Genomic DNA, 20,494 nt, shown 5'->3' with positions numbered 1-20,494 from the left:
GCGCTTAACCTAACAGATCATCCGCATCGGACGAATCATCAAAACCGTCATCCCAATCTTCATCTCGAACGATCCCGCCGCCGAGCGGCTCACCATCCGACAATTTCATAATTCCCATAAGCCCTGCGGATACGCCGCGATTACCCTGGCTGTCGTAAACAAAGAAGTTAATAATGGCCCGGCCATAGCAACCGCTATAGATTTCTGATTCTTCGGTAATCTGTGTTCTGTCGGCATAAACCACAACCGGCTTTCTGGTACTGGAAACGTTCATCACATAGTGCCCTGCACATTCAGGACCATACGGATCACCGCTTGGATTTAAGCTGTCGCCATCATGCAAGGTTGATTTTAGCTGTGCCGGCAATTTTTTCCCTTTTGTTACCCAAGTATCTTTCGCAGCTTGGATAGCTTCTTTCATTTTTGCCAAAGTCACCTTATCAGATTTGGGGATCAAAAGCATCACGCTGTATTTTTCCACGCCCTGCTTATCTGCCCGCGGATGAAAAGCATTCAAATAAGAAAATCTAACTCTGCCTGTAGTGATTTGTGTTTTTGCCATAATAATCATTCCTCCTAAAATAGTGCGATAATAGATTCTTCAGGTGCCCACTCCGGGCGTTTATCTTGTTCAGTTACTAATGTTGGTTTTCCCGGCGGCTTTTCGATAAGGCCCACCGCCAGTTCACTAAATTTCTTTTTCCCGGCCAGTGCTTCCAGCTCTGTAAGACTACGAAGTTCTGTTGGTTTATAAATAGTTTCATTCGCATAGCCCTCATTGCGCAGAATTTCCGCCAGAATCTCAGGATCAGTAATTTTACGGTTACTGCGTCCCTCAACCAGTTTCATGCCAGGCCACTTCTTCCCATTATTGACGGCTGCATCAAGTGCATGTTTTTGCAGGGCATCTATCCACTTCGTAAAAGCTCCGGCGCGCAGCAAGATATCGGAAACTTCAGTATCTGAAAGCAAGTCGGCTTCAGCAAATTCATATTTAGCAATTTCAAGATTGTAATCTGCCAAATGTCTACAGGTAGCCGCAGCCCTGCAAAACCTGCAATGATCACCAGCACGGTATTCGCCTTCGCCTTTCATCGCCATTTGGGCAGTTCCTTTTACAGCTTCGCCCCAGGCAAGCAATTCATTAAGCGTCAGCGTTTCAGAGCTGATATCGTCTAATCTTGGCTGCACGATCGTCATAGAAACATTTTTAAAATCGTATAACAGACCAAAATTATTGTAAGCTCCAAGACCATATAAACGCATTTGCGAATTATTTTCAGCCGAAACAGGTACGCCCTTGCCGTATTTCAGGTCAATCACCTCAATAGTGTCACCGGCAATGATGATCACATCACCGGTGCCAAATCCCTCCGGTACCCAGGGACTGAAATCGAGTTTCTGTTCTATAAACAGATAGGCTTGCCCATTGTTTTGAACTTTTAAACCTGAATAGCGTTCCCATACAGTATCTACGTAGTCAGAAATATAGTCGTTCATACTTGCGGAATATCTCGGATCAGCCTCTACTGCTTGCAATCTTTTTTCATACTCAACCTGCAAAATTTCAAGATTCATGTACCGTAACCGGATCTCTGCCAGCTCATGGGCCAGAGTACCTTCTGCTGCATACTCGCTGCCTTTATCGGGGAAATGGCTTTCCAGTCTTGCCGATGGCGGACAGCTTAACCATTTACTACTGCCTGACGCACTTAAAAAGGCATGATCACTCATAGCCCTTTCACCAGCTCGAGCAGCTCAGCATATTTTTCAGCAGGGGTATCGGATAACTTAGTACCACCTACCTTTTGGAAACATTCGGCCAGCTTGGCTTTTTTATCAGGATTCTTTTTGATAAAATCCATGCAGGCAGCCTTAACATCATCCATAGTAAGAACCTTTTCCACTTCTTTATCTGGCTCCGGCGTAACAGCTGCGGTTTGTTCTGCTATAACCGCTGGTGCGGATGCGCTTTCATCTTTGGCCGCCGGCACAGGTTCGGTAACAGCATCAATAGCTGGAATAGCTTTTGCAGCTTTTGAATTTTTCCTGCTGCTTTTTGCTGGTGCAGTATCTTCAGCAACAGTGTGGACAGTAGTGGTAGCCATTGCTAAGGTACCTACCATAGCCTGCAGCGCAGTACTAAAAGCACTAAAACAATTAATAAGTGCCGGAGTTTCCTCAAATTTCACGTTAACATTTACATTGATATCCATATTATTTTTCCTCACTTTCAAAATTATGCTATAATGTAGGCAATACAGGTTGTTCACGACCAATGTATTAACCCTGAGCTGTCAGCATTGCCGTGCTGATGGCTCTTTTCTTTAATTCATTTTGCACCAGAGCCATAAGCCGGCAAATACACCAAACCAGGTTCCGATAGCAATTACCGCAATTTGATAACCTAACTCTTTCCACATCTCACCACGCCCTTTCTAAAAACATTCCAAAGATGATCAGTGATGCGGCTATCAGGATCTTCGGAAAAATTTCACTCTCAGCAAAAAAGTACCAAATATAAATCCCTAATGTTTTCATGGGTTAGTCCTCCACAATTCTTTCAATCTTTTGTACCACAGATCTGCGCAGCCAATTTCAAAGGCAAAATCCAGCAGTATGTTGTACTCCTTCCAAAAACCGGCAGCAGCCTTTTTTCCAAACATGGATTCACTCGATTCGGCTATCAAAAACCGTGCTTCTATCCGTTGCAGCAGTTTTTTGATGATTTCTTGATCCGTCATAACTACTCACCTCCAATGTGGTATTTTTCTTTTTCAGCGGCAATGACCATATCCGTCAGCCGCTCCAGCTGGTCAAAAGCATAACCGTTACTGCTTAATTCAAGTTCCAGGGATTTTACGTTGTTATTAAAAGAGTTTGCTGAATCAAACAAGTCGTCTAAGATGTACGCCGGAATTTTACCCGCGCAAAACAGGATCACTTTGGTATAAGCTTCGACGCATTTTATTGCCCCGGCCCTGTCTGATATCAGATTAAATATTTCCTTGGGCAGTTGTTCTGGCATTAGCTACTTCACCTCCTCATCTAACAAATAATTATCAATGGCTTTTTGAGTCACATAGCGATATTTCCCGCGCAATACATAAGATAACCGCCCTTCATCAAAAAGCTGCTGTAAAAATTCATTTCCGCAACACAGCAATATTCGTACCTCATTAATTGGATAGAGCATACGGCGCGGCACTTGCTTTAAAGCTCGCTCCCGCTGCTCTTTTTTAGTTGGTCTTGGCATAGTTTTCAGCTCCCACCTTTCACTTTATAGAATTTAATTCTAGTTATATCCCAAAAAAAATCATATCGATTGGCAATTTATATACTTCTGATATCTTTTTTTGGAATATGGGACTAACAAGCTCTGGATTTCTCTCCCATTTTATTAGGGTATCTTTTCCCACGCCAATCTTAGGTGCAGCATCTAAAATACCTAATCCAGAATTTACTCTCGCCGCTTTTAATGAAATTTTTATCATTATTACATTCCTCCTTTACATAGCTAAGTTTACTAGAAAATAATTCTAGTGTCAATAACTTTTAGAAAATAATTCTATATTTTTAGATTTCTTGGTTGTTTTTCTTAGAATTTTAGTCTATAATAAAATCAAGAAATTTAGGAGGAGTAAACTATGACGCAAGAAGATATAGTAAAAACTCAAGAAATTTTCGCCAAAAAATTGAGAGGCTTATTGGATGAAAACAAAATAAACCAAAGTGAACTTGCCGAAATGCTGCAAGTTAGCGAATCTACCGTTGGTAAATGGCTTTTAAAAAAAGCTCTACCACGAATGGGTATAATAGAAAAATTATCATCAATATTCAATTGCCCCAAGAGCTACCTTTTAGAGGAAAATGAAACACGGAGGAGCTATTACCTCAATCCTGAAGCAGCAAAAATGGCACAGGAAATTTATGATAATCCTCAATACAAAGTGTTATTTGACGCTACCAAAAAACTAAAACCCGAAAGCATTAAAGAAGTTATGAAATTTATTGATTACCAAAAAGCCAAAGAGGAAGACGATCTCAATGAGTAGAACTATCTTATATGACTTGCCTCACGACGTTCGAGGCTTTGTTAGAGAAGATATTGATGGAGAGGCAATTTTCATCTTGAATGCCCGCTTAACGAGGGAATCTAACATGAAAACTTACCTGCATGAGCAGGAGCATTATGAAAAAGATTGTGGTAAGAACCTTTGTGTTGACGAAATTGAAGCGCAAAGGCATAAATAAATAGCTTTAAGTCCGGGTCGCTTATCCATTCCCAAATGCACTTTTAAACAAAAATCTCGAGGTGCTTTATGCTCAATAGAACACTATTTAAAATAAAAGCAAAATATAAACCAACAAATCGTATTCGAACAATAAAAGTCTGGGCTCGCTCAGAGAACGAAATAAATGATAAATTAGTTACTATGGACTACGAACCCGCAGATACGATTGAAATTTTACCGCAGCCACCATCTGATAAACAAATAAATCTAGCAAAGTCCCTTGGCTATGCAATTTTACCAGAAATGACAGCCATGGATTTACAGGCTATTATTAGTCAAAAATTAGACCGTGATAGTGATCCGCCTAAAGCAGGGTTGATGGAATTCGCAGATGAAAAAGACATAGTTTTTTCAAATTATACCGGAAAAAAAGCAATGTACAACTTGGTTTTCGCACAATTATCTGAAATTGACAAATTAGCTTTTTTCATATTCTGCGTATATCGACACCTTTCTAACGATAGAGAATCTAACCTAAATAAATCTCCCTACAAAAATTTTTTTTATGAATTTGCGACCGACGCTATGACGGATCGAAAAATGGTTTCGTCTTTAATAAACAATTACACCGGGGAAGATATGCGCTTTTTTGGTACTCTTCGAACAGGTAACTCAGAGTACTATGGCGGCAGTACAAAAACAACTATATTTAAAAACGCAAAACAACATTTAATTGATTCGGGCCTTATACCCGAGGACATTAATAATAACGTGTCGTTACCGGTGTTTCACAATTCATCCGTTACTAACGCCTGTTCAGAAACAGATGAAGGCGTAGTTGAACGGAAAATAGACGCCCAGATGCAAAAAAAATCTTTTACCTACAACGGTAAAAGCAAAACTTTTATATGGGCTATGCTTATATTGTTTTGGCCTTATGGGGTATACCTTATGTTTAAATCCCCAGAATTTTCAGTTTTGACCCGTTGTACCGTTATTTTGTTAATATTTATTATTTGCAAAGTATTCATAGCCTAGTTTATTTTAAAAGTTTTCAGAAATATAGAAAAAGATTTCCCGGCTGGGCAAGATCGCCTGCGGGAAACCCATAATGTCAGAGGAAGTTTTTGGCGGCTATGTGCAATGCAACGGAACCGTTCACGCTTCTGCTTGCGAGCTGAAGGAGACAGCATGGTAGGGGCGCGTATTTATGATGATGATATTGTATTCATCCACCAACAACCAGAAGTTGAGAACGGTGAAATAGCGGCCGTATCTATAAACGATTCTGTTACATTGAAACGTGTCTACATCGATGATGACTGCATTGAGCTTCGCACAGAAAATCCACGAGTAAAACCTTTACGTTATAAGATATCTGACTTTAACCAGTTCAGAATTTTAGGTAAAGCGATAGCTTTTCAAGATGATATTGTTTAAAACTAATTGAGAGGTGTAACGATGGATATTTTATTGATAGGTAACGGTTTTGACCTTGCTCATAAACTACCAACAACATACAAAGATTTTTTGGATTTTCTAGAAAAAATTCACCCTAATAATTATGCAACTAGTCCTTCAACAATACTTGACCCTTTTGTTAAAAATCCTTCGAATAAGGATCTTTTAAATAATATTAAAGAGTTGTGTTTTCATAATAATATAAATAATATATGGTATGATTATTTTCACAATAAAACAACATCAAATCAAAATTGGTGTGATTTTGAGAAAGAAATTGAATATCTTGTTAAACAACTGGAAATAATAAAAGCAAAGGTAGATGAACATAGAGCACTTGGTTTATTAAACGCCAATTTTTCTGATTCAATTAATCTAAATTTTTTAGAAATGGCAATAGTAAATTATTGCAAAAAAAATTCAAAATTACTTTATTCACTCGATGTTCGAATTAACCAGCACAGCATAAACTACAAAGGAAAACATTATTTTATAATATTAACGATAGGTTCACCAAATCCCCAGTTTAATTTCGAAGCAACAATAGCCATAACTACTACATGTAATACAATCTTCTTGTCTTTTGAAGACATCGTAACGTTTATTTTAAAACAGTTGGAAATTTTCACAAAATGCTTTGAGCTTTATCTATCTGGAATAGTTAATGAATTACCATGTCCTAAAATAAGTTTTATAAACAACCTGTTAGATAAAAAGGATATTAAGTTACTAACTTTCAATTACACTAATACATTAAGAAATTACAAACAGTCAGACAATATTGAAGTCTGTTTTATTCATGGCGAAGCTTGCAAAAACGAAAATGATAATTTAGTATTAGGAATTGATGAGAATAGTGAAACAATCGACCCAATGTTTACCCCTTTTAGAAAATATTTTCAACGAGCTTCTAAAGAATGTAATAAAAATTTTAGAAAATGGATCAATGATATTAAGTCAAGATTTCGTGCTGATTCAGTTTATTATAACCCAAATCTAGAACATAATTTATATGTAATTGGCCATTCATTAACTTTAAGTGACAGATTTATTTTAAATGAGCTTATAACTTTGCAAAACATGACTACAACTATCTATTATCATTCAGATGATAATAGAATAAATTTAATGAAAAATTTAGCCGCAATATTAGGCTATCAAAAATTCTCCGAATTAATAGAAAACGATTTTATTAAATTTGAAGAAGGTAGTTTTAATCGTACCATGCAAAACATTAATCCATACTAAAAGTTGCAAAAAAGACCGCCCGGTGCTACCAACACCGAACGGTCAACGTAATTGCCCCACTTCGTCGCAAGCGAGCTGATTACTATAAATATTATAGCACATCAGCTCTGCTACTGCATACTCAAATTACAGTAAAGGAGCTGATTTTTTATGTCTATCGTAAAAAAAGCAGGACGAAAAAAGCCATATTATTATGTAATCAGTACCGGTCAGAAATTGCCAAATGGCAGGTACGAAAAAATATGGTCTACTACCGGTTACTTAACATCGAAAGAAGCATTAGATGCTGAAGCAGAAGCTCGAGTAGCAATCAAGCAACGGATCTATATAAAGCCGGAAAAAATATCTGTAACTGCTCTCTTAGAAAAATTCATTGATACTAAGATAGAAATAAGGCCTGCTACACGGACACAATATACCGCAGCTAAAAACCGTGTAGCCAAGCAGCCCTTAGGTTCAAAAGAAATTCAAAAAGTGGATGTCTTTGATGTCGAGGCTTATCGTCAGTGGCTGCACAAAGACAATAAACTTTCACAGCAAACTATCCGTGAAGAGCTATCCTTTTTACGTTCAGCGTTTACCTGGGCAGCGGATAATGACATTATAGTAAAATCACCTGCCAGACGATTAAAGTTACCACCGAAACCGGGGCCTAAAGGAATCCACGCAGAGCTGTCATATTTATTGAAAATATTAGACATCGTAAAAAAAGAGGCTTATGCTGATCTTTATATCCCCTGTCTGCTTGCAGGTTTTTGCGGGTTACGAATATCAGAGATCTGCGGTGTTGAATTACAATATCTTTCTGAATCAGGTGTACAGGTAAAACATAACTTATTGCGTATTGATGGTATCCCAACACTTGCACCTCTAAAAACCAGAACATCAGAGCGTTTTGTACCTTTCCTACCCTTTGTATGGCGAGAAATAGCAAAGTACATGGGATTCATCAAATCTTGTCATAAAAATGCTCTTAAGCAAAGAATGGAGCTTATACGGGATGGAAAACTTGATCCAACTCATTCTGATCCAGCATGGCAGAATAGTCTTAATTTATTATACGTTTTTCCCGAAGATGGTCGTCCTCACATCAAAGATTTTATAGAACGCCGCTGGCGAAAATTCAAAGAACAAAACGAAAAAATGCAGGAGCTATTTAAGGAGCAGCCACACCTTGCCGGTATGAGAATTCACGACTTCCGTCATTCTCTCGGCGCCAATATGCGCGATCAGGGTGTAAGTATGGCAGACATATCAGAATTGCTTGGCCATTCTGATGCAGAATTTACCAGAGTAACTTACGCAACACCTCTTAAAGACACGCATGCCAAAGCTATGCAAAAATACGGAGAAAATATACAACAATTTTTATCTTAGCTTAGATACACTTAACTATTATTGTTGACAAAATTGTTGACAGACCACTTTTTAGACATATTTCAAGAAAAATAAAAAAGCCGCAGATACGCTCTGCGGCTAACTTTTTAAGTGGTCGGGGCGGCGAGATTCGAACTCACGGCCTCTTGTACCCGAAACAAGCGCGCTACCAAACTGCGCCACGCCCCGACTTAAGTTACATCACTTACTGCAACGTGAATATTATATAAAATAACAAATAGTTTGTCAATGATATTTTTTATATTTTTAAAATAAAAAGCTTCCCTGCTGCCAGAGAAGCTTTTCAGACATCAGCCTTGTGTAACTACACGAATATTAGTAACGTTGAATGCTTCTGCGATAGCAGGCAGACATTCGCGTTCGATATTAGTACGGTGCAGCTCATTATCGGCGACCAGCATGATTCTCGGTCCGCTCAAATTGATATTATGCACATTACTGATCAAGCGTTTGAAACTGTCTTCTCCCAAGATCTCTTTCAATTTGGCAAGGCCTTCCATCAGATACGGCTTTTCTTTAGCCATACGCTGTTCCAGCGGAGTAAACGGCACTGTAACTACACGCGCATCTTTAGCCAGTACAAAATTTTCCTCATGCTCGCCTGGTACTACTAAGTCATCTCTCATGGTTTTCCCTCCTTCACTGCCTAATTGTTACAGAATTATTATAAATTATTGACGATTTGCAGTCAAGCCGGCAGGATTATTATAACTTAAAGCGAATATATATAAAATATTTTGAATTTATGATGGGAGTTGTTAATATGTCTTTTTTTGAAGAGTTTAAAAAATTTGCTATGCGCGGAAATGTTATCGATCTGGCAGTCGGCGTTGTTATCGGCGGCGCCTTCGGCAAAATAACATCGTCTTTAGTAGATAATATTATTATGCCCCCTTTGAGTCTCTTATTTGGCAAAGTAGATTTTTCCGGACTATTCATCAGCCTGAACGGACAGCATTACGATACTTTAAAGGCTGCTCAGGATGCACATGCCCCTATTTTAGCCTACGGTCTTTTTATAAATACTATCGTTAATTTCCTGATCATTGCTTTTGCTATTTTTGTACTGATCAAACAAATCAACAGGCTTACGCCTCCGCCGGCTCCGGCTCCAGAACCGCGTTTATGCCCCTTCTGCAAAACTGCAATCGCTGACGATGCGACCCGTTGCCCGCACTGTACTTCGCAATTATAAAAACAATTCATTTTTGTGCATCAAAGGCGCTTCTTTCAGGAAGCGTCTTTTCTTATTTGCGAAACCAGCCCATTCGTTGTATAATGTTTAGAAGATTTGCTTCTTCACTTTATCACGAGGAAGTTTTCAGTAATATTAGGAGGTTATTTCATGTCCGTTTATGACGTATTAAAGGAACGTGGTTTTTTAAAGCAACTCTCCCACGAAGATGAGATCAAAGAGCTGCTGGAAAAGGAAAAAATCACTTTTTATATTGGTTTCGACCCCACAGCCGACAGCCTGCATGTAGGTCATTTTATTGCTTTGATGGTTATGAGCCATATGCAGCGTGCCGGACATCGTCCAATCTGTCTTTTAGGAGGCGGGACCGGTATGGTTGGCGACCCCAGCGGCAAAGACGATATGCGTAAAATGCTGACTCCTGAATTTATCTCTCATAACATAGCCTGCTTTAAAAAACAGATGGCACGCTTTATCGATTTTTCTGAAGGCCAGGCTATTATGGTCAACAACGCCGACTGGCTGCTTGAACTGAATTATATCGAACTGCTGCGCGATGTCGGTGTACATTTCTCAGTAAACCGTATGCTGACAGCGGAATGCTTTAAAAAACGTTTGGAAAAAGGCCTGTCTTTCTTCGAATTCAACTATATGATCATGCAGTCTTATGACTTCCTGCAGCTGTTTAAAAAACACGGCTGTATCATGCAGCTCGGCGGTGATGACCAATGGTCCAATATGCTGGCCGGCGTTGAACTGATTCGCCGCAAAGAACAGAAACCAGCATACTGCATGACCTGTAAATTACTTACTACCAGCGATGGACGCAAAATGGGCAAAACAGAAAAAGGAGCCCTGTGGCTCGATCCAGAAAAGACTTCACCATATGATTTCTACCAATACTGGCGTAATATCGACGACAGCGACGTTGAAAACTGCCTGTCACTCCTTACCTTCCTGCCTATGGAAGAAGTACGCCGCTTAAGCTCCCTGCAGGATGCTGAGATCAACGAAGCAAAAAAAGTTCTGGCTTATGAGGTAACAAAGCTGGTACACGGAGAAGCTGAAGCTGAAAAAGCACAACAGGCTGCTGAAGCACTGTTTGGAGGAGGCGGCGCACTTACCGATGTCCCGACTATTGAAATCACTGCTGCTGATGCAGAAGGTAAAATAATTGATGTTTTAACCTCAGGTAAAATATTCAGCAGTAAACGTGAAGCCCGGCAAATGATCCAGCAAGGCGGACTTTATATTGGCGAAAATACAGTGTCCGATCCTGAGGCAAGCTTTGCGCCTTCAATGTTTGATGCAGAAAAAAGCCTGCTTATCCGTAAGGGTAAAAAGAAGTATTTCCGCCTCATCATCCAGTAATTTAAAGGCTGCCTGAGGGCAGCCTTTACTTAATAGTAGAATTATCAGAATTTTATATCTATTCACGATGGGAGACTTTTTATGAAACAGAACCTGACGTTTTGGGAAATCTTACCAGTAGGGTTGATGCTCTTTTCGTCCTTTTTCGGTGCCGGCAATCTAATCTTTCCACCGGCATTAGGCCAAGCCGCAGGCGACCATTTCTGGTCAGCTGCGATTGGCTTCTGCGTTACCGGCGTAGGTATGCCGCTTTTGGGTATTATTGCTATGGCACTAACTAAAAACGATAACCCCAATGCCCTGGCAGATCCTGTTCATCCGAACTTTGCCAAAATCATAGTTATGCTGGCAGTACTGACGATCGGCCCGTTGTTTGCGATTCCTCGTACAGGTGCGGTGTCTTATGACGTCGGTATCAGACCTTTTGTCCCTGAAGACTACTATACCGCAGGTTTGGCTATTTATTCGCTTTTCTTTTTCATCGTAACCTATGTCTTATCTATAAATCCATCTAAACTGGTAGACTGGCTTGGAAAAGTTTTAACGCCAATGCTGCTATTAAGTCTGGCTGTACTTATCATCAACGTTCTGCTTGCTCCAATGGGTCCTATGCAGCCGGCAACAGGCAGTTATATAAACCTTCCTTTTCTCAGCGGCTTTCAGGATGGTTATAACACAATGGATCTTCTGGCGACGCTTCTCTTCGGCGCAACCGTCATCAATGCCATTAAACTCAAGGGTATCACCGATGACCGTCTGCTGACAAAAATCTGTGTCTACTCCGGTTTGATCGCAGCATTTTTCCTAGCTCTTATTTATGTAGCATTGGCTTATACCGGCGCTACCAGCGTCAGCATTCTTGGAATTTCTCCTAACGGCGGTGTAGCTTTAGCTGATATCGCCAACTATTATCTTGGTGCGGCCGGCAATGTTGTTTTATGTCTAATGATCTTTTTTGCCTGTCTGACCACAAGTATTGGCCTGACAGCTTCTGCAGCCTCTTATTTTACCAAAGTAACACACGAACAGGTCCAATACCAGAGGTTTGTAGTGGCGATCTGTGTTTTCAGCTTTGCTGTTTCCAACGTTGGTCTGACTAATATCATCTCTTTTTCGATACCTATTCTCTGCGCCCTTTATCCGATTATTATTGCTTTAGTTCTGTTGGGAGTAACCTCTAAGCTTTTCCATGGCGATAAACGAGTTTATCGCTGCTGCCTGTTCTTTACAACTATTTTTGCCTTGCTGGATGGACTAAAGGCAGCAGGTATCAAACTTTCAGCCTTAGAAACCATACTTGGCAACACAATCCCCCTTTATGCCGACGGCTTCGGCTGGATCGTACCTTCAGTCTGTGGCGCTTTATTAGGATTGCTTTGGAAACTTCTGGTTCCAGCACAAACTAAATAATCCATTTTCAAATTTATGCGCAGTTTTTTTAACTGCGCATTTTTATTTCACAAATAAAACAGCATCTATCAAGCAGGAAAAGAGTTATAATAAAGAAAAGGAGTGTGATATTATGACACAGACGAACGGCTTTTTTACTACCTCAGACCAGGCGCATCTTTATTATGAAGTTCATGGTAAAGGTCAGCCACTTTTTCTTGTACATGGCTGGCAGTGTTCTTCCAGATTTTGGCAGCACAATATTCCAGAACTTTCCAAGCACTTTCAGGTAATAGTTATGGATAACCGCGGGCACGGCAAATCCTCCAAAGGTCTGCAGGGCCAAATCGTTGCCCGTTACGCACAGGATATCCGCGAACTTTCTGAATTTCTGGGTCTGAAAAATTTTATCCTCATGGGCTGGTCTTTAGGCGGACCTACAGTGCTTTCCTATTGGCAGCAATATAAAACCGACAGCAATCTGATCGGTCTGGGGCTGATAGATATGACGCCATTCCCTTTCAGTCCTGAAGAATGGAACAGTCAGGGTTTGCGCAACTACAATATGGAAGGGTTCAATGCACAGGTCAACCGATTGGTCAACGAACGGGAAGAATATTTTGAATTTTTTGCAAACGCAATTTTTAAAGACGGCAAACGACCAGCCGGCACAGACTGGGTAATTGAAGAATTCCGCAAGCTGCCGCCCTGGCTCTCAGCAGCCATCTACAGCGACTATATTGCAACAGATTTCACTAACGTTCTGCCAACAATAACTGTTCCCACGCTGGTCGTCAACGCCGACGGACCTGTTTTTGCCTGGGGAATCAAGCAGGGCACTTACCTGACGTCTCTAATCCCCAATGGTAAATTTGTAGCTTTTACAGAAAGCGGTCATATGCTCTTTTATGAAGAAGCAGAAAAATTCAATCAAACAGTCAGTGATTTTATCAAAGACTGTCTGCCCCAGAATGTTTAACTAAAAAAACAAAAGGCTCCCGAAAATTCGGGAGCCTTTAACTTTTTAAAATCGGCGCAAGTGCTTCAGCAATGCTGCGCATCCCGCTTTGATCTCCGCATACGTAATTTCAAAATCACCAGTATACCAGGGATCAGCAATGTCACGCGGCAACTCGGTAAAATCCAGCAGACGATGCACCTTTTCCTGCGGGTCACTGCCTATGATCCGCAGAATATTACTGATATTGGCACGATCCATACCCAAAATAAGATCATATTTTTCATAATCTTCTTTGGTAAGCTGCACAGCGTATTTACCCGCCGCACTGATATGATCCTGCGCCAGTTTTTTACGTGTTCCCTGATGCACAGGATTACCTATTTCTTCCCTGCTTGTACCTGCCGATGCAATCACAAACCTGTCCGCAAGCCCTTCTTTTTTGATCATGTCCTTCAGCAAAAATTCTGCCATTGGCGAACGACAGATATTACCGTGACAAACAAACATGATACGATGAGTTCGTTCCATAAAACCTCCTCAAGTTCTGCAAAACAATGTATTGACAACCATAACCTCTACTAATCATATTCATCATCAAAAAGTTTCCGAGTTCTATCACATTAAGAATTTACAAAGTACTAAAACCAAAAAGGGTAAAGATTGGGAAGAGGAACTGTTTTATCACATTAAGAATTTACAAAGTACTAAAACTATTATTCAAAAGGTCTGAATCTCTTACGGGTTTTATCACATTAAGAATTTACAAAGTACTAAAACTGCCGCTTCTCCGTTTCCGGACAAAGTAGGTTTTATCACATTAAGAATTTACAAAGTACTAAAACAGATGCGATTGTTGCGTCAACACAGACAAGTTTTATCACATTAAGAATTTACAAAGTACTAAAACGTTCATCAAAGTTATACGCTAACTCCATATGTTTTATCACATTAAGAATTTACAAAGTACTAAAACAAAGTACTATCTTTAGCACGAGCAAGAGCGGTTTTATCACATTAAGAATTTACAAAGTACTAAAACTTTGCGATTTTTCAAAAAAATACTTGACAAGTTTTATCACATTAAGAATTTACAAAGTACTAAAACCATGCCCTCTCTTACTGTTCAGGACGAGAAGTTTTATCACATTAAGAATTTACAAAGTACTAAAACAAACAATGCATCGGTTGTCGTCTCGAAAATGTTTTATCACATTAAGAATTTACAAAGTACTAAAACGTTATACTTTTAATAGAAACGAGGTGAAACGTTTTATCACATTAAGAATTTACAAAGTACTAAAACCAACCGTTTGAATGATCCTGCAACGCTCGAGTTTTATCACATTAAGAATTTACAAAGTACTAAAACGTCTAACAAAACTACTATGATTCTTACTTTGTTTTATCACATTAAGAATTTACAAAGTACTAAAACCTCAACAACGGTTATATGCCCTTATACATTCCTAATATGACAGTTTTAAACAAAAAAAACATAGACAAATCCGACCAAAATCGAAATTGCTATGGTTTAAAATACAACATTATTTTTTGCCATTCCTAAAGGAATGTGATTTCGACATAAAGTCTTGTTTTAGTAGGATTTGTAAATTCTTAATGCAATAAATGTGATACTTTTATTATAACCTGTTTTATAGTTTTGTCAATCTTATTTCCGAAATAACTTGTCGATATCACCAAATTTTTCATTATACTCTGTTTCGTTGAATACAGCTTTTAATAACTCATCCAGCAACTGCTCCTTGCTTTTTCCATTATAAAATTTATCAGAAATTAACAGTTCCATTTCATCGTAATCATCAAAACCCAATATACTCCCAGCTTTTATAATATGATACGCATAGATATCCCTTACATATTCAAGTATTTCTTTAGAATTAGTATAGATCAGTACATTTTCGATATTATCAACATTTATTAAGCTATGAAACAAAGCTTTTATTTCACTATCATCTAATCCATATTCAGGCAATTCAAATAACAATAGCTTTGGTTTTTCTGTTACCAGCTTGCTTATTAAATCAAGAAAAAATTTCTTCGCTTGATATTGACTATGCTCCTTGAACAAAATTTCTTCGTTTTCTACATAACAGTTTAACGTTAACATCTTAGCAAAGTTAAAAATATTCTGCTCCTGGCAACACATTTTCATTCCATAAGCTGTTAATGTATTATTGATTTTCGCTAATATCTCAGTTTCCATGGTTTCGCTTACACTTTGAAACACATCTTCTTGATCACGATACTTTTGTTCTAAAAATTGTCCTAAAACGCTTTTTTTAACTATTTTAGTCTCAGCTTCTAAATCTATCACCGGTTTTATTCTGTAAACAATATAATCTGTTGGCATTAGTTTATCGTTATTTAAGCTTATTTGGATATTGCTTTGCAAATACTTCTCCGAAAAATCTTTTTTGCCAAAATAACGTTCCAGTAAATCAAACATAACTACCGGTGTATAATAATCAGAATGAGTAATAAAAATAGTATGTTTCTGCAAATTTAAATATACAGCTTGCTTTAATTTATAACCTTCCAGTAAAAGCATCCCATCCATAAATAACCTCTCAAAATTTCAGCAATCTTGCTGTAGTTATTTTTTTATCCAAAGCTTTTTTAGTACCAACCAAATGCTGAATAGACTGATATTGTTTTTCTGTTACCATCAACACCATAATAGAACCATCGGATGGTAAGTGTTTTGTTAAATAGTCCATATGCCATTTTACAGTGTCGCGATTAGGGCATATCTTACAATAAACAGAGTACTGCAGCATTTGATAGCCGGATTGGATAAGCAATTTTCTGAATCTAGTATACCGTCTTACGGCTATAGCATCATCAACGGGCAAATCAAAAAATAATAATATCCTCATGAATCTATAATCACTCATTCTCTTTCACAAATCTTACATTCGGCATTTTTATCAAATTCTCCTCACCCGTTTTCATGAAATTGATGATGCTATCAATATAAATATTCATTGACTGAGCTACGCAATATTTTTTGTTATCATAAATGATTTTTCCTGTTAACGCTTCAATTAATCCCAAGCGTTTCTCTCGTGCAAAAGGCTGTGATGGTTCATAGATATTACTGTAGACCCACTGATCAATCAATGGACGATAAGGTTCGATAAAATCATCAACTAAATTAAAATGATTATATGGATTGCGATGTTTGATCCCAAGCGTTGGCAATAACCCTTTTGCCACAACAGAACGAGCCAGCATAGATCGAATAATAGCATATCCGTAATTTAACGCAATGTTTATTGAATCAGCAGCATTTCGTTCGCGAATAAATAATTCACCAAAAAGCGATCTAAAATAAACTTTAGCAGCCACCCCCTCTCTATTGGTAACATCATCCAAATCTACCTGTTCTTCAAAAGCCAGTAAATATTCTATCGCCTGCATATCTGCAGAAAAACATTCTAAAACTTCTGCCTGATTAGCAATTTTACCTTTGATGATAGTTTGCCACAACAACCCTCGCCAGCCATCATCCAGATTCAACTGCAATTCCTGCTGCCTAAATGCCGAAAAATTGCCGGCTATAGGATTTATCATAAGTTCAGGTAAACCATTTTTTTCACAAACTATCACACAAACATTATTCTGACTCAACTTACATAATAACTGCACGGTCATATACATCTTATAATTGTTAAAAATCACCGTATCAATATCGGCAATGGGCACAACATACTGCTCAACACCGTTTTCCACTTTCAGGTTATTCAAATATAGCGAAACTTTATGACTATCTTCGATATACAGCGTTCTCCAACCCATAGTTGCACCTACAACTTTATTTCCGTTTGTAATATCTCTTTACTAGCCGGATAAATATTACCTAAAACATCAACATGATATTTTTTCATATTTTTGATCTTACTCCCGATGGTGATCATTCTTTTTCCTTGTGTTGCAGCAGGAGATGGTTTATCAATATACTTAACCTCTATCACATTACTAGTATCATTATTCAAACAGCTAAATTGCCACCAATACTTTACTCCTTCTTTCTCATAGCTAAAGACTTCACCATGATAAAGTGAAAATAAAAATATAGCCTGTTTCGTGATTTTTTTATTTTGTTTTGATTGCAGATATTTTTCCATATCTATTTTGTATACCCCGGAAGAAAATTTCAACATATCATAAGGCACATTTACAAATTTATACTGTTCACCTTCTTGATAAATATCCACTCGAAAAGACTTAATTTGCAAATAAACCGACTTATTTTTACCTTGCTGCCGACTGTTGATTCTGTGCACACCTAAACGCCCATCCAAAAACTTTACATCAAAAATCTCCGGTCCATTATCCTTTTTTGCAAATTTCTTGATGGGCCCGTGTTCTTTAAAATATTCAGCAAAAGGATTTTTAGCGTCATTATAAAAATCGACTATTTCTCTAAATTTTTTAAATGTTTCTTGGTCGTTACGGTACATTAACAAGCTTTCCGGCTTTTCTAAAATACGCTTCTTTAATTTATCACCGCAGCTTCCCAGCCCAACTGTATAAATGTTTTTATATTTAGTTACAACATATATCTCCTCTTTGCCTTTTGCGTTCAAACAAGTCCTTGTAGATTTTATCTGTTGATCATATAATTGCCTGTTAGGCTTCCTATCAACTTTATGAGAATACTTTTGCGGTCGCAATTCTATTTGCTTGATAAATTGAATATATTTATTAGCAGAGAAATCGGCTTCGCTAACAAACTCACCTGTAACAGTGTTGACCACCATTCCATTGTCAAATATGATAGTCTTTTTTTCATCTAAAAAACTATCTGACATTTTAATTATACTATTAATTTTTTTTATTAAATCAGTATTAAACAATCCGGCAACGATCAATGCATCCTGTGCATGATGAGCATAAGTTGCATCTCTATCTTTATCTAGCTTGGCTTTTTTACGAAAATCAAACGTAAACGAGCCATTAACCACTTTTACTTTGGTATTTATTTCGTTAGCGTTAAAATAATTTTGCAGCATATTCAATACTTCTCTGCAAGCATATCTTGTATCAACTAAATTTCGGTTTATAAAACCGCGCAATTCCTTTTCAGGTGCTTCTTCATACAATAAGTTAGCCTTTTTCCTTGCTGAATAACTATTATTCTTTAAAACCATTGCTTTGTAATCAGCATAAGTAATAGCGCCTGCGCCACTGTTTAAATATTGAAACGGTGTGCGCTGGCCTTTTTTCTGATTCTCACTTACCAATACAGCCACTTTATTGTTCCGCGAGTTATCAAAAGATAAAGATCTTGGAATTATATGATCTACTTCCAACATATTCTCATATACTTGCGTTAACGATACCGATTTTCCGGAATAGGCACATTTCATATCCTGCTCTTTTAATAAACCTATGATCTCAAATTGACGTGGTGTGATTTTTTTACCTAAGGTCAATTCTCTAATAGCATTACCACGTTCTTCATTTATTCTTTGTATTTTTTGTTTGTTCTGCTTCTCCTCAGCGCTGTTTTTTTCTCTGGCCATTTCGATTATTATATGGCTGAATTCCTGTCCATATTTTCTTCGCACCAATTTTCTGGCTGCATTAATTACCTTTACACTTTCAGCCACAGCACGCTTAGTAATAGGAGAAACTATCCAATCGCTACCATCAAATTTTATTTCTTCACCAATATAGTCATTTTTATTGACCTCTGTCATCCCAGCATCATAAAAAATCTGCATTTGATTTTTATCAGTTGCCCATAAATCACCCATAATCAAATCCATAGCTTTTTTAGATAAGGAATGATATTCAGTAAAGCCTGATACTTTTGACAGTTCCTGTGCAATCTCTTTTTCGATACCGTAATTCATCAGTGCAATTTTTCTTTCTTCTACCGATTTTAAACGAGTTAAAATTTCGCTGATATTATCACATAAATCAAGATTACCCTCTGCATAATCTGCTTTATCAAAAGCTTGATATATTTTCAAGATGCTTTTATATTGTTTGAATTCCGTAAATAACGGCTTATTATTTTTATCTATCCTATATCCCGTGATCTCATTTTCATCTTTAACAACTTTTTTAGCAATTATTTTTAAAGTAATATTTTTGCCTTTATCAATAAATTCTTTAACAAAATATTTTTTTTCATCTTCTGTTAGCTTTCTTTCGCCAACTTTTAAATTATTTAAATCATTAAGCAAATTAAATAGGCAAGCAGTGTATGCCCCTTTAGCTATACGTTTCTCATCGGGGAAATAAGTGCATCTTCCACGCATCAGATCTATCAAGTCTATTTTTATCACATTACCATTTTCATCATAACGATAACGTCCATAAGGAGTAGGACTTTTCTCACTACCAGGACCTTCATAGTACTCTCTTTTTGATTTATAAATTTCTAAAATCGCATCTGCATTTTTTTCTATTTCATCATAAAACTTACTTTGAACAGCTAAAAGCTGCTCTAATTCTCTTAGGTAATCTTTATTACGAAATCTATTTTCTATTCCACGTACTTTTCCATTATCAGTCAAATATCTTTCATATTGTATTTCACAAACATACTTTTTAGCCAAACAGGCTTCCTGTTCAGCAAGTATTTCTTCTGTACTTTTACCGTTGTTATTTTTCCCCTCGATATCTTCTGCAGTTAAAAAATGCGTACCGCGCCTTTTAGTTAAATGCATGACAGCTAAAAACAGTTCTTCCCTGCTTAACAGTTCCTGCAAGCCACGGCTTCTTATTTCATAAATATTCCCTTGAGGTTCAGGAAAATTTATTGCTAATGTATTGGATAATAAAATTCTCATCCGCTGCAAACGATGATGCATCCTTCGTATACGTCGACGACTGCTGCGCATTGTTCTCCTGGTTAAATTTTCTTCTGCACTGCCTTCTGGAAACAATCTTACACCACTGTCTATAACATTATAGTTCTCATCAATAATTCCCCAGCCAACAGACGCTACACCAATATCCAAACCTAATTTCAATTCCATATCAATTCTACTCCTAGCTTGAATTAATTATCTAAATATTTAATAAATTCTACGACTGATTTAAAATTCCTCCTCAAAAATTAGTGACTTATTATTTATGTTTTATTTGCTCTTCAGTTTTTCCAAATACTCCACAATTATTGCCCAAAAAATATCTATTATTAAAAGCAAATAAATGCCATTCAAAAAAAGAGTGGTATGCCAAAGGTCTATTAGGTCT

23 protein-coding genes, 1 tRNA gene and 1 CRISPR repeat array are annotated in these 20,494 nt (G+C 37.6%); of the genes, 10 read left to right on the top strand and 14 right to left on the bottom strand.

Features of this window, described 5'->3' with window-relative positions; all coding sequences use genetic code 11:
- Positions 1 to 4: 4 nt before the first annotated feature.
- The 7 genes from PFJ30894_RS05910 to PFJ30894_RS05880 form a co-directional block, all read right to left on the bottom strand.
- Positions 5 to 562 carry a DUF2815 family protein gene (locus PFJ30894_RS05910; RefSeq protein WP_125669270.1) on the bottom strand — a complete coding sequence of 186 codons (558 nt, stop codon included), beginning with the start codon at positions 560 to 562 and terminating at the stop codon, positions 5 to 7.
- 14 nt (positions 563 to 576) lie between these two features.
- Positions 577 to 1,734 carry a DUF2800 domain-containing protein gene (locus PFJ30894_RS05905; RefSeq protein ID WP_125669269.1) on the bottom strand — a complete coding sequence of 386 codons (1,158 nt, stop codon included), beginning with the start codon at positions 1,732 to 1,734 and terminating at the stop codon, positions 577 to 579.
- Positions 1,731 to 2,216 (bottom strand): hypothetical protein, encoded by a 486-nt coding sequence (locus PFJ30894_RS05900; protein WP_125669268.1) that lies wholly within the window; start codon positions 2,214 to 2,216, stop codon positions 1,731 to 1,733. The genes PFJ30894_RS05905 and PFJ30894_RS05900 overlap by 4 nt, the downstream gene beginning before the upstream one ends.
- A 321-nt stretch (positions 2,217 to 2,537) precedes the next feature.
- The gene (locus PFJ30894_RS05895; RefSeq protein WP_125669267.1) at positions 2,538 to 2,744 is read right to left on the bottom strand and encodes a hypothetical protein; all 207 of its coding nucleotides are present in this window, start codon (positions 2,742 to 2,744) and stop codon (positions 2,538 to 2,540) included.
- 2 nt (positions 2,745 to 2,746) lie between these two features.
- The gene (locus PFJ30894_RS05890; RefSeq protein ID WP_125669266.1) at positions 2,747 to 3,028 is read right to left on the bottom strand and encodes a hypothetical protein; all 282 of its coding nucleotides are present in this window, start codon (positions 3,026 to 3,028) and stop codon (positions 2,747 to 2,749) included.
- Between the two features lie 3 nt (positions 3,029 to 3,031).
- Positions 3,032 to 3,256, bottom strand: coding sequence for a hypothetical protein (locus tag PFJ30894_RS05885; RefSeq protein WP_125669265.1), 225 nt, complete (start codon positions 3,254 to 3,256; stop codon positions 3,032 to 3,034).
- 43 nt (positions 3,257 to 3,299) lie between these two features.
- Complete coding sequence (locus PFJ30894_RS05880) at positions 3,300 to 3,494, bottom strand: helix-turn-helix transcriptional regulator (protein WP_197714986.1); 195 nt, start codon at positions 3,492 to 3,494, stop codon at positions 3,300 to 3,302.
- Positions 3,495 to 3,647: 153 nt separating this feature from the next.
- On the opposite strand from PFJ30894_RS05880, the gene PFJ30894_RS05875 reads away from it, so the two are divergent.
- The 6 genes from PFJ30894_RS05875 (at position 3,648) to PFJ30894_RS05850 (ending at position 8,321) form a co-directional block, all read left to right on the top strand.
- Complete coding sequence (locus PFJ30894_RS05875; RefSeq protein WP_125669263.1) at positions 3,648 to 4,055, top strand: helix-turn-helix domain-containing protein; 408 nt, start codon at positions 3,648 to 3,650, stop codon at positions 4,053 to 4,055.
- Positions 4,048 to 4,254, top strand: coding sequence for a hypothetical protein (locus PFJ30894_RS05870; protein WP_125669262.1), 207 nt, complete (start codon positions 4,048 to 4,050; stop codon positions 4,252 to 4,254). The genes PFJ30894_RS05875 and PFJ30894_RS05870 overlap by 8 nt, the downstream gene beginning before the upstream one ends.
- Positions 4,255 to 4,322: 68 nt before the next feature.
- Positions 4,323 to 5,273, top strand: a complete 951-nt coding sequence (locus tag PFJ30894_RS05865) for a hypothetical protein (RefSeq protein WP_125669261.1) — start codon at positions 4,323 to 4,325, stop codon at positions 5,271 to 5,273.
- Positions 5,274 to 5,276: 3 nt separating this feature from the next.
- On the top strand, positions 5,277 to 5,675 hold the full coding sequence (locus PFJ30894_RS05860; protein WP_331852187.1) for a LexA family protein: 399 nt from the start codon (positions 5,277 to 5,279) through the stop codon (positions 5,673 to 5,675).
- 21 nt (positions 5,676 to 5,696) lie between these two features.
- On the top strand, positions 5,697 to 6,944 hold the full coding sequence (locus PFJ30894_RS05855; RefSeq protein ID WP_125669259.1) for an AbiH family protein: 1,248 nt from the start codon (positions 5,697 to 5,699) through the stop codon (positions 6,942 to 6,944).
- A 150-nt stretch (positions 6,945 to 7,094) separates the two neighbouring features.
- The gene (locus PFJ30894_RS05850; protein ID WP_125669258.1) at positions 7,095 to 8,321 is read left to right on the top strand and encodes a tyrosine-type recombinase/integrase; all 1,227 of its coding nucleotides are present in this window, start codon (positions 7,095 to 7,097) and stop codon (positions 8,319 to 8,321) included.
- Between the two features lie 112 nt (positions 8,322 to 8,433).
- Here PFJ30894_RS05850 and PFJ30894_RS05845 read toward each other — a convergent pair.
- Both PFJ30894_RS05845 and PFJ30894_RS05840 read right to left on the bottom strand, forming a co-directional pair.
- Positions 8,434 to 8,510, bottom strand: a tRNA-Pro gene (locus tag PFJ30894_RS05845).
- Between the two features lie 122 nt (positions 8,511 to 8,632).
- Complete coding sequence (locus tag PFJ30894_RS05840; protein ID WP_021718861.1) at positions 8,633 to 8,968, bottom strand: hypothetical protein; 336 nt, start codon at positions 8,966 to 8,968, stop codon at positions 8,633 to 8,635.
- Between the two features lie 137 nt (positions 8,969 to 9,105).
- On the opposite strand from PFJ30894_RS05840, the gene mscL reads away from it, so the two are divergent.
- The 4 genes from mscL (at position 9,106) to PFJ30894_RS05820 (ending at position 13,276) form a co-directional block, all read left to right on the top strand.
- On the top strand, positions 9,106 to 9,537 hold the full coding sequence (gene mscL, locus PFJ30894_RS05835) for a large-conductance mechanosensitive channel protein MscL (protein WP_113077200.1): 432 nt from the start codon (positions 9,106 to 9,108) through the stop codon (positions 9,535 to 9,537).
- Positions 9,538 to 9,687: 150 nt separating this feature from the next.
- The gene (tyrS, locus tag PFJ30894_RS05830) at positions 9,688 to 10,908 is read left to right on the top strand and encodes a tyrosine--tRNA ligase (protein WP_125669257.1); all 1,221 of its coding nucleotides are present in this window, start codon (positions 9,688 to 9,690) and stop codon (positions 10,906 to 10,908) included.
- Positions 10,909 to 10,989: 81 nt separating this feature from the next.
- Positions 10,990 to 12,318, top strand: coding sequence for a branched-chain amino acid transport system II carrier protein (brnQ, locus tag PFJ30894_RS05825; protein ID WP_125669256.1), 1,329 nt, complete (start codon positions 10,990 to 10,992; stop codon positions 12,316 to 12,318).
- Positions 12,319 to 12,430: 112 nt separating this feature from the next.
- The gene (locus tag PFJ30894_RS05820; protein ID WP_046430141.1) at positions 12,431 to 13,276 is read left to right on the top strand and encodes an alpha/beta fold hydrolase; all 846 of its coding nucleotides are present in this window, start codon (positions 12,431 to 12,433) and stop codon (positions 13,274 to 13,276) included.
- A gap of 45 nt (positions 13,277 to 13,321) precedes the next feature.
- Here the strand turns inward: PFJ30894_RS05820 and PFJ30894_RS05815 are convergent, their stop codons facing one another.
- The 5 genes from PFJ30894_RS05815 to cas9 all read right to left on the bottom strand — a co-directional run bounded on the left by PFJ30894_RS05815 (position 13,322) and on the right by cas9 (position 20,274).
- A complete protein-coding gene (locus tag PFJ30894_RS05815) occupies positions 13,322 to 13,786 on the bottom strand; it encodes a low molecular weight protein-tyrosine-phosphatase (protein ID WP_125669255.1) in 465 nt (154 codons plus the stop codon).
- A gap of 81 nt (positions 13,787 to 13,867) precedes the next feature.
- A CRISPR array of direct repeats spans positions 13,868 to 14,693; the repeat unit is 36 nt; unit sequence GTTTTATCACATTAAGAATTTACAAAGTACTAAAAC.
- A 234-nt stretch (positions 14,694 to 14,927) separates the two neighbouring features.
- Positions 14,928 to 15,836, bottom strand: a complete 909-nt coding sequence (locus tag PFJ30894_RS05810) for a P-loop NTPase family protein (protein ID WP_125669254.1) — start codon at positions 15,834 to 15,836, stop codon at positions 14,928 to 14,930.
- A 10-nt stretch (positions 15,837 to 15,846) separates the two neighbouring features.
- The gene (cas2, locus tag PFJ30894_RS05805; protein WP_197714985.1) at positions 15,847 to 16,155 is read right to left on the bottom strand and encodes a CRISPR-associated endonuclease Cas2; all 309 of its coding nucleotides are present in this window, start codon (positions 16,153 to 16,155) and stop codon (positions 15,847 to 15,849) included.
- A 10-nt stretch (positions 16,156 to 16,165) separates the two neighbouring features.
- Positions 16,166 to 17,077: a type II CRISPR-associated endonuclease Cas1 gene (gene cas1 / locus PFJ30894_RS05800; RefSeq protein ID WP_125669252.1), complete on the bottom strand. Its 912-nt coding sequence runs from the start codon at positions 17,075 to 17,077 to the stop codon at positions 16,166 to 16,168.
- Positions 17,078 to 17,085: 8 nt separating this feature from the next.
- Entirely contained in the window at positions 17,086 to 20,274 is a 3,189-nt protein-coding gene (cas9, locus tag PFJ30894_RS05795; protein WP_125669251.1) for a type II CRISPR RNA-guided endonuclease Cas9, read from the bottom strand.
- Positions 20,275 to 20,494 lie beyond the last annotated feature (220 nt).

It is taken from the genome of Phascolarctobacterium faecium, assembly GCF_003945365.1.
GTDB classification, from domain to species: domain Bacteria; phylum Bacillota; class Negativicutes; order Acidaminococcales; family Acidaminococcaceae; genus Phascolarctobacterium; species Phascolarctobacterium faecium.
The sequence above is the reverse complement of the archived record's forward strand: the minus strand, read 5'-3'. Positions and strand labels throughout refer to the sequence as shown.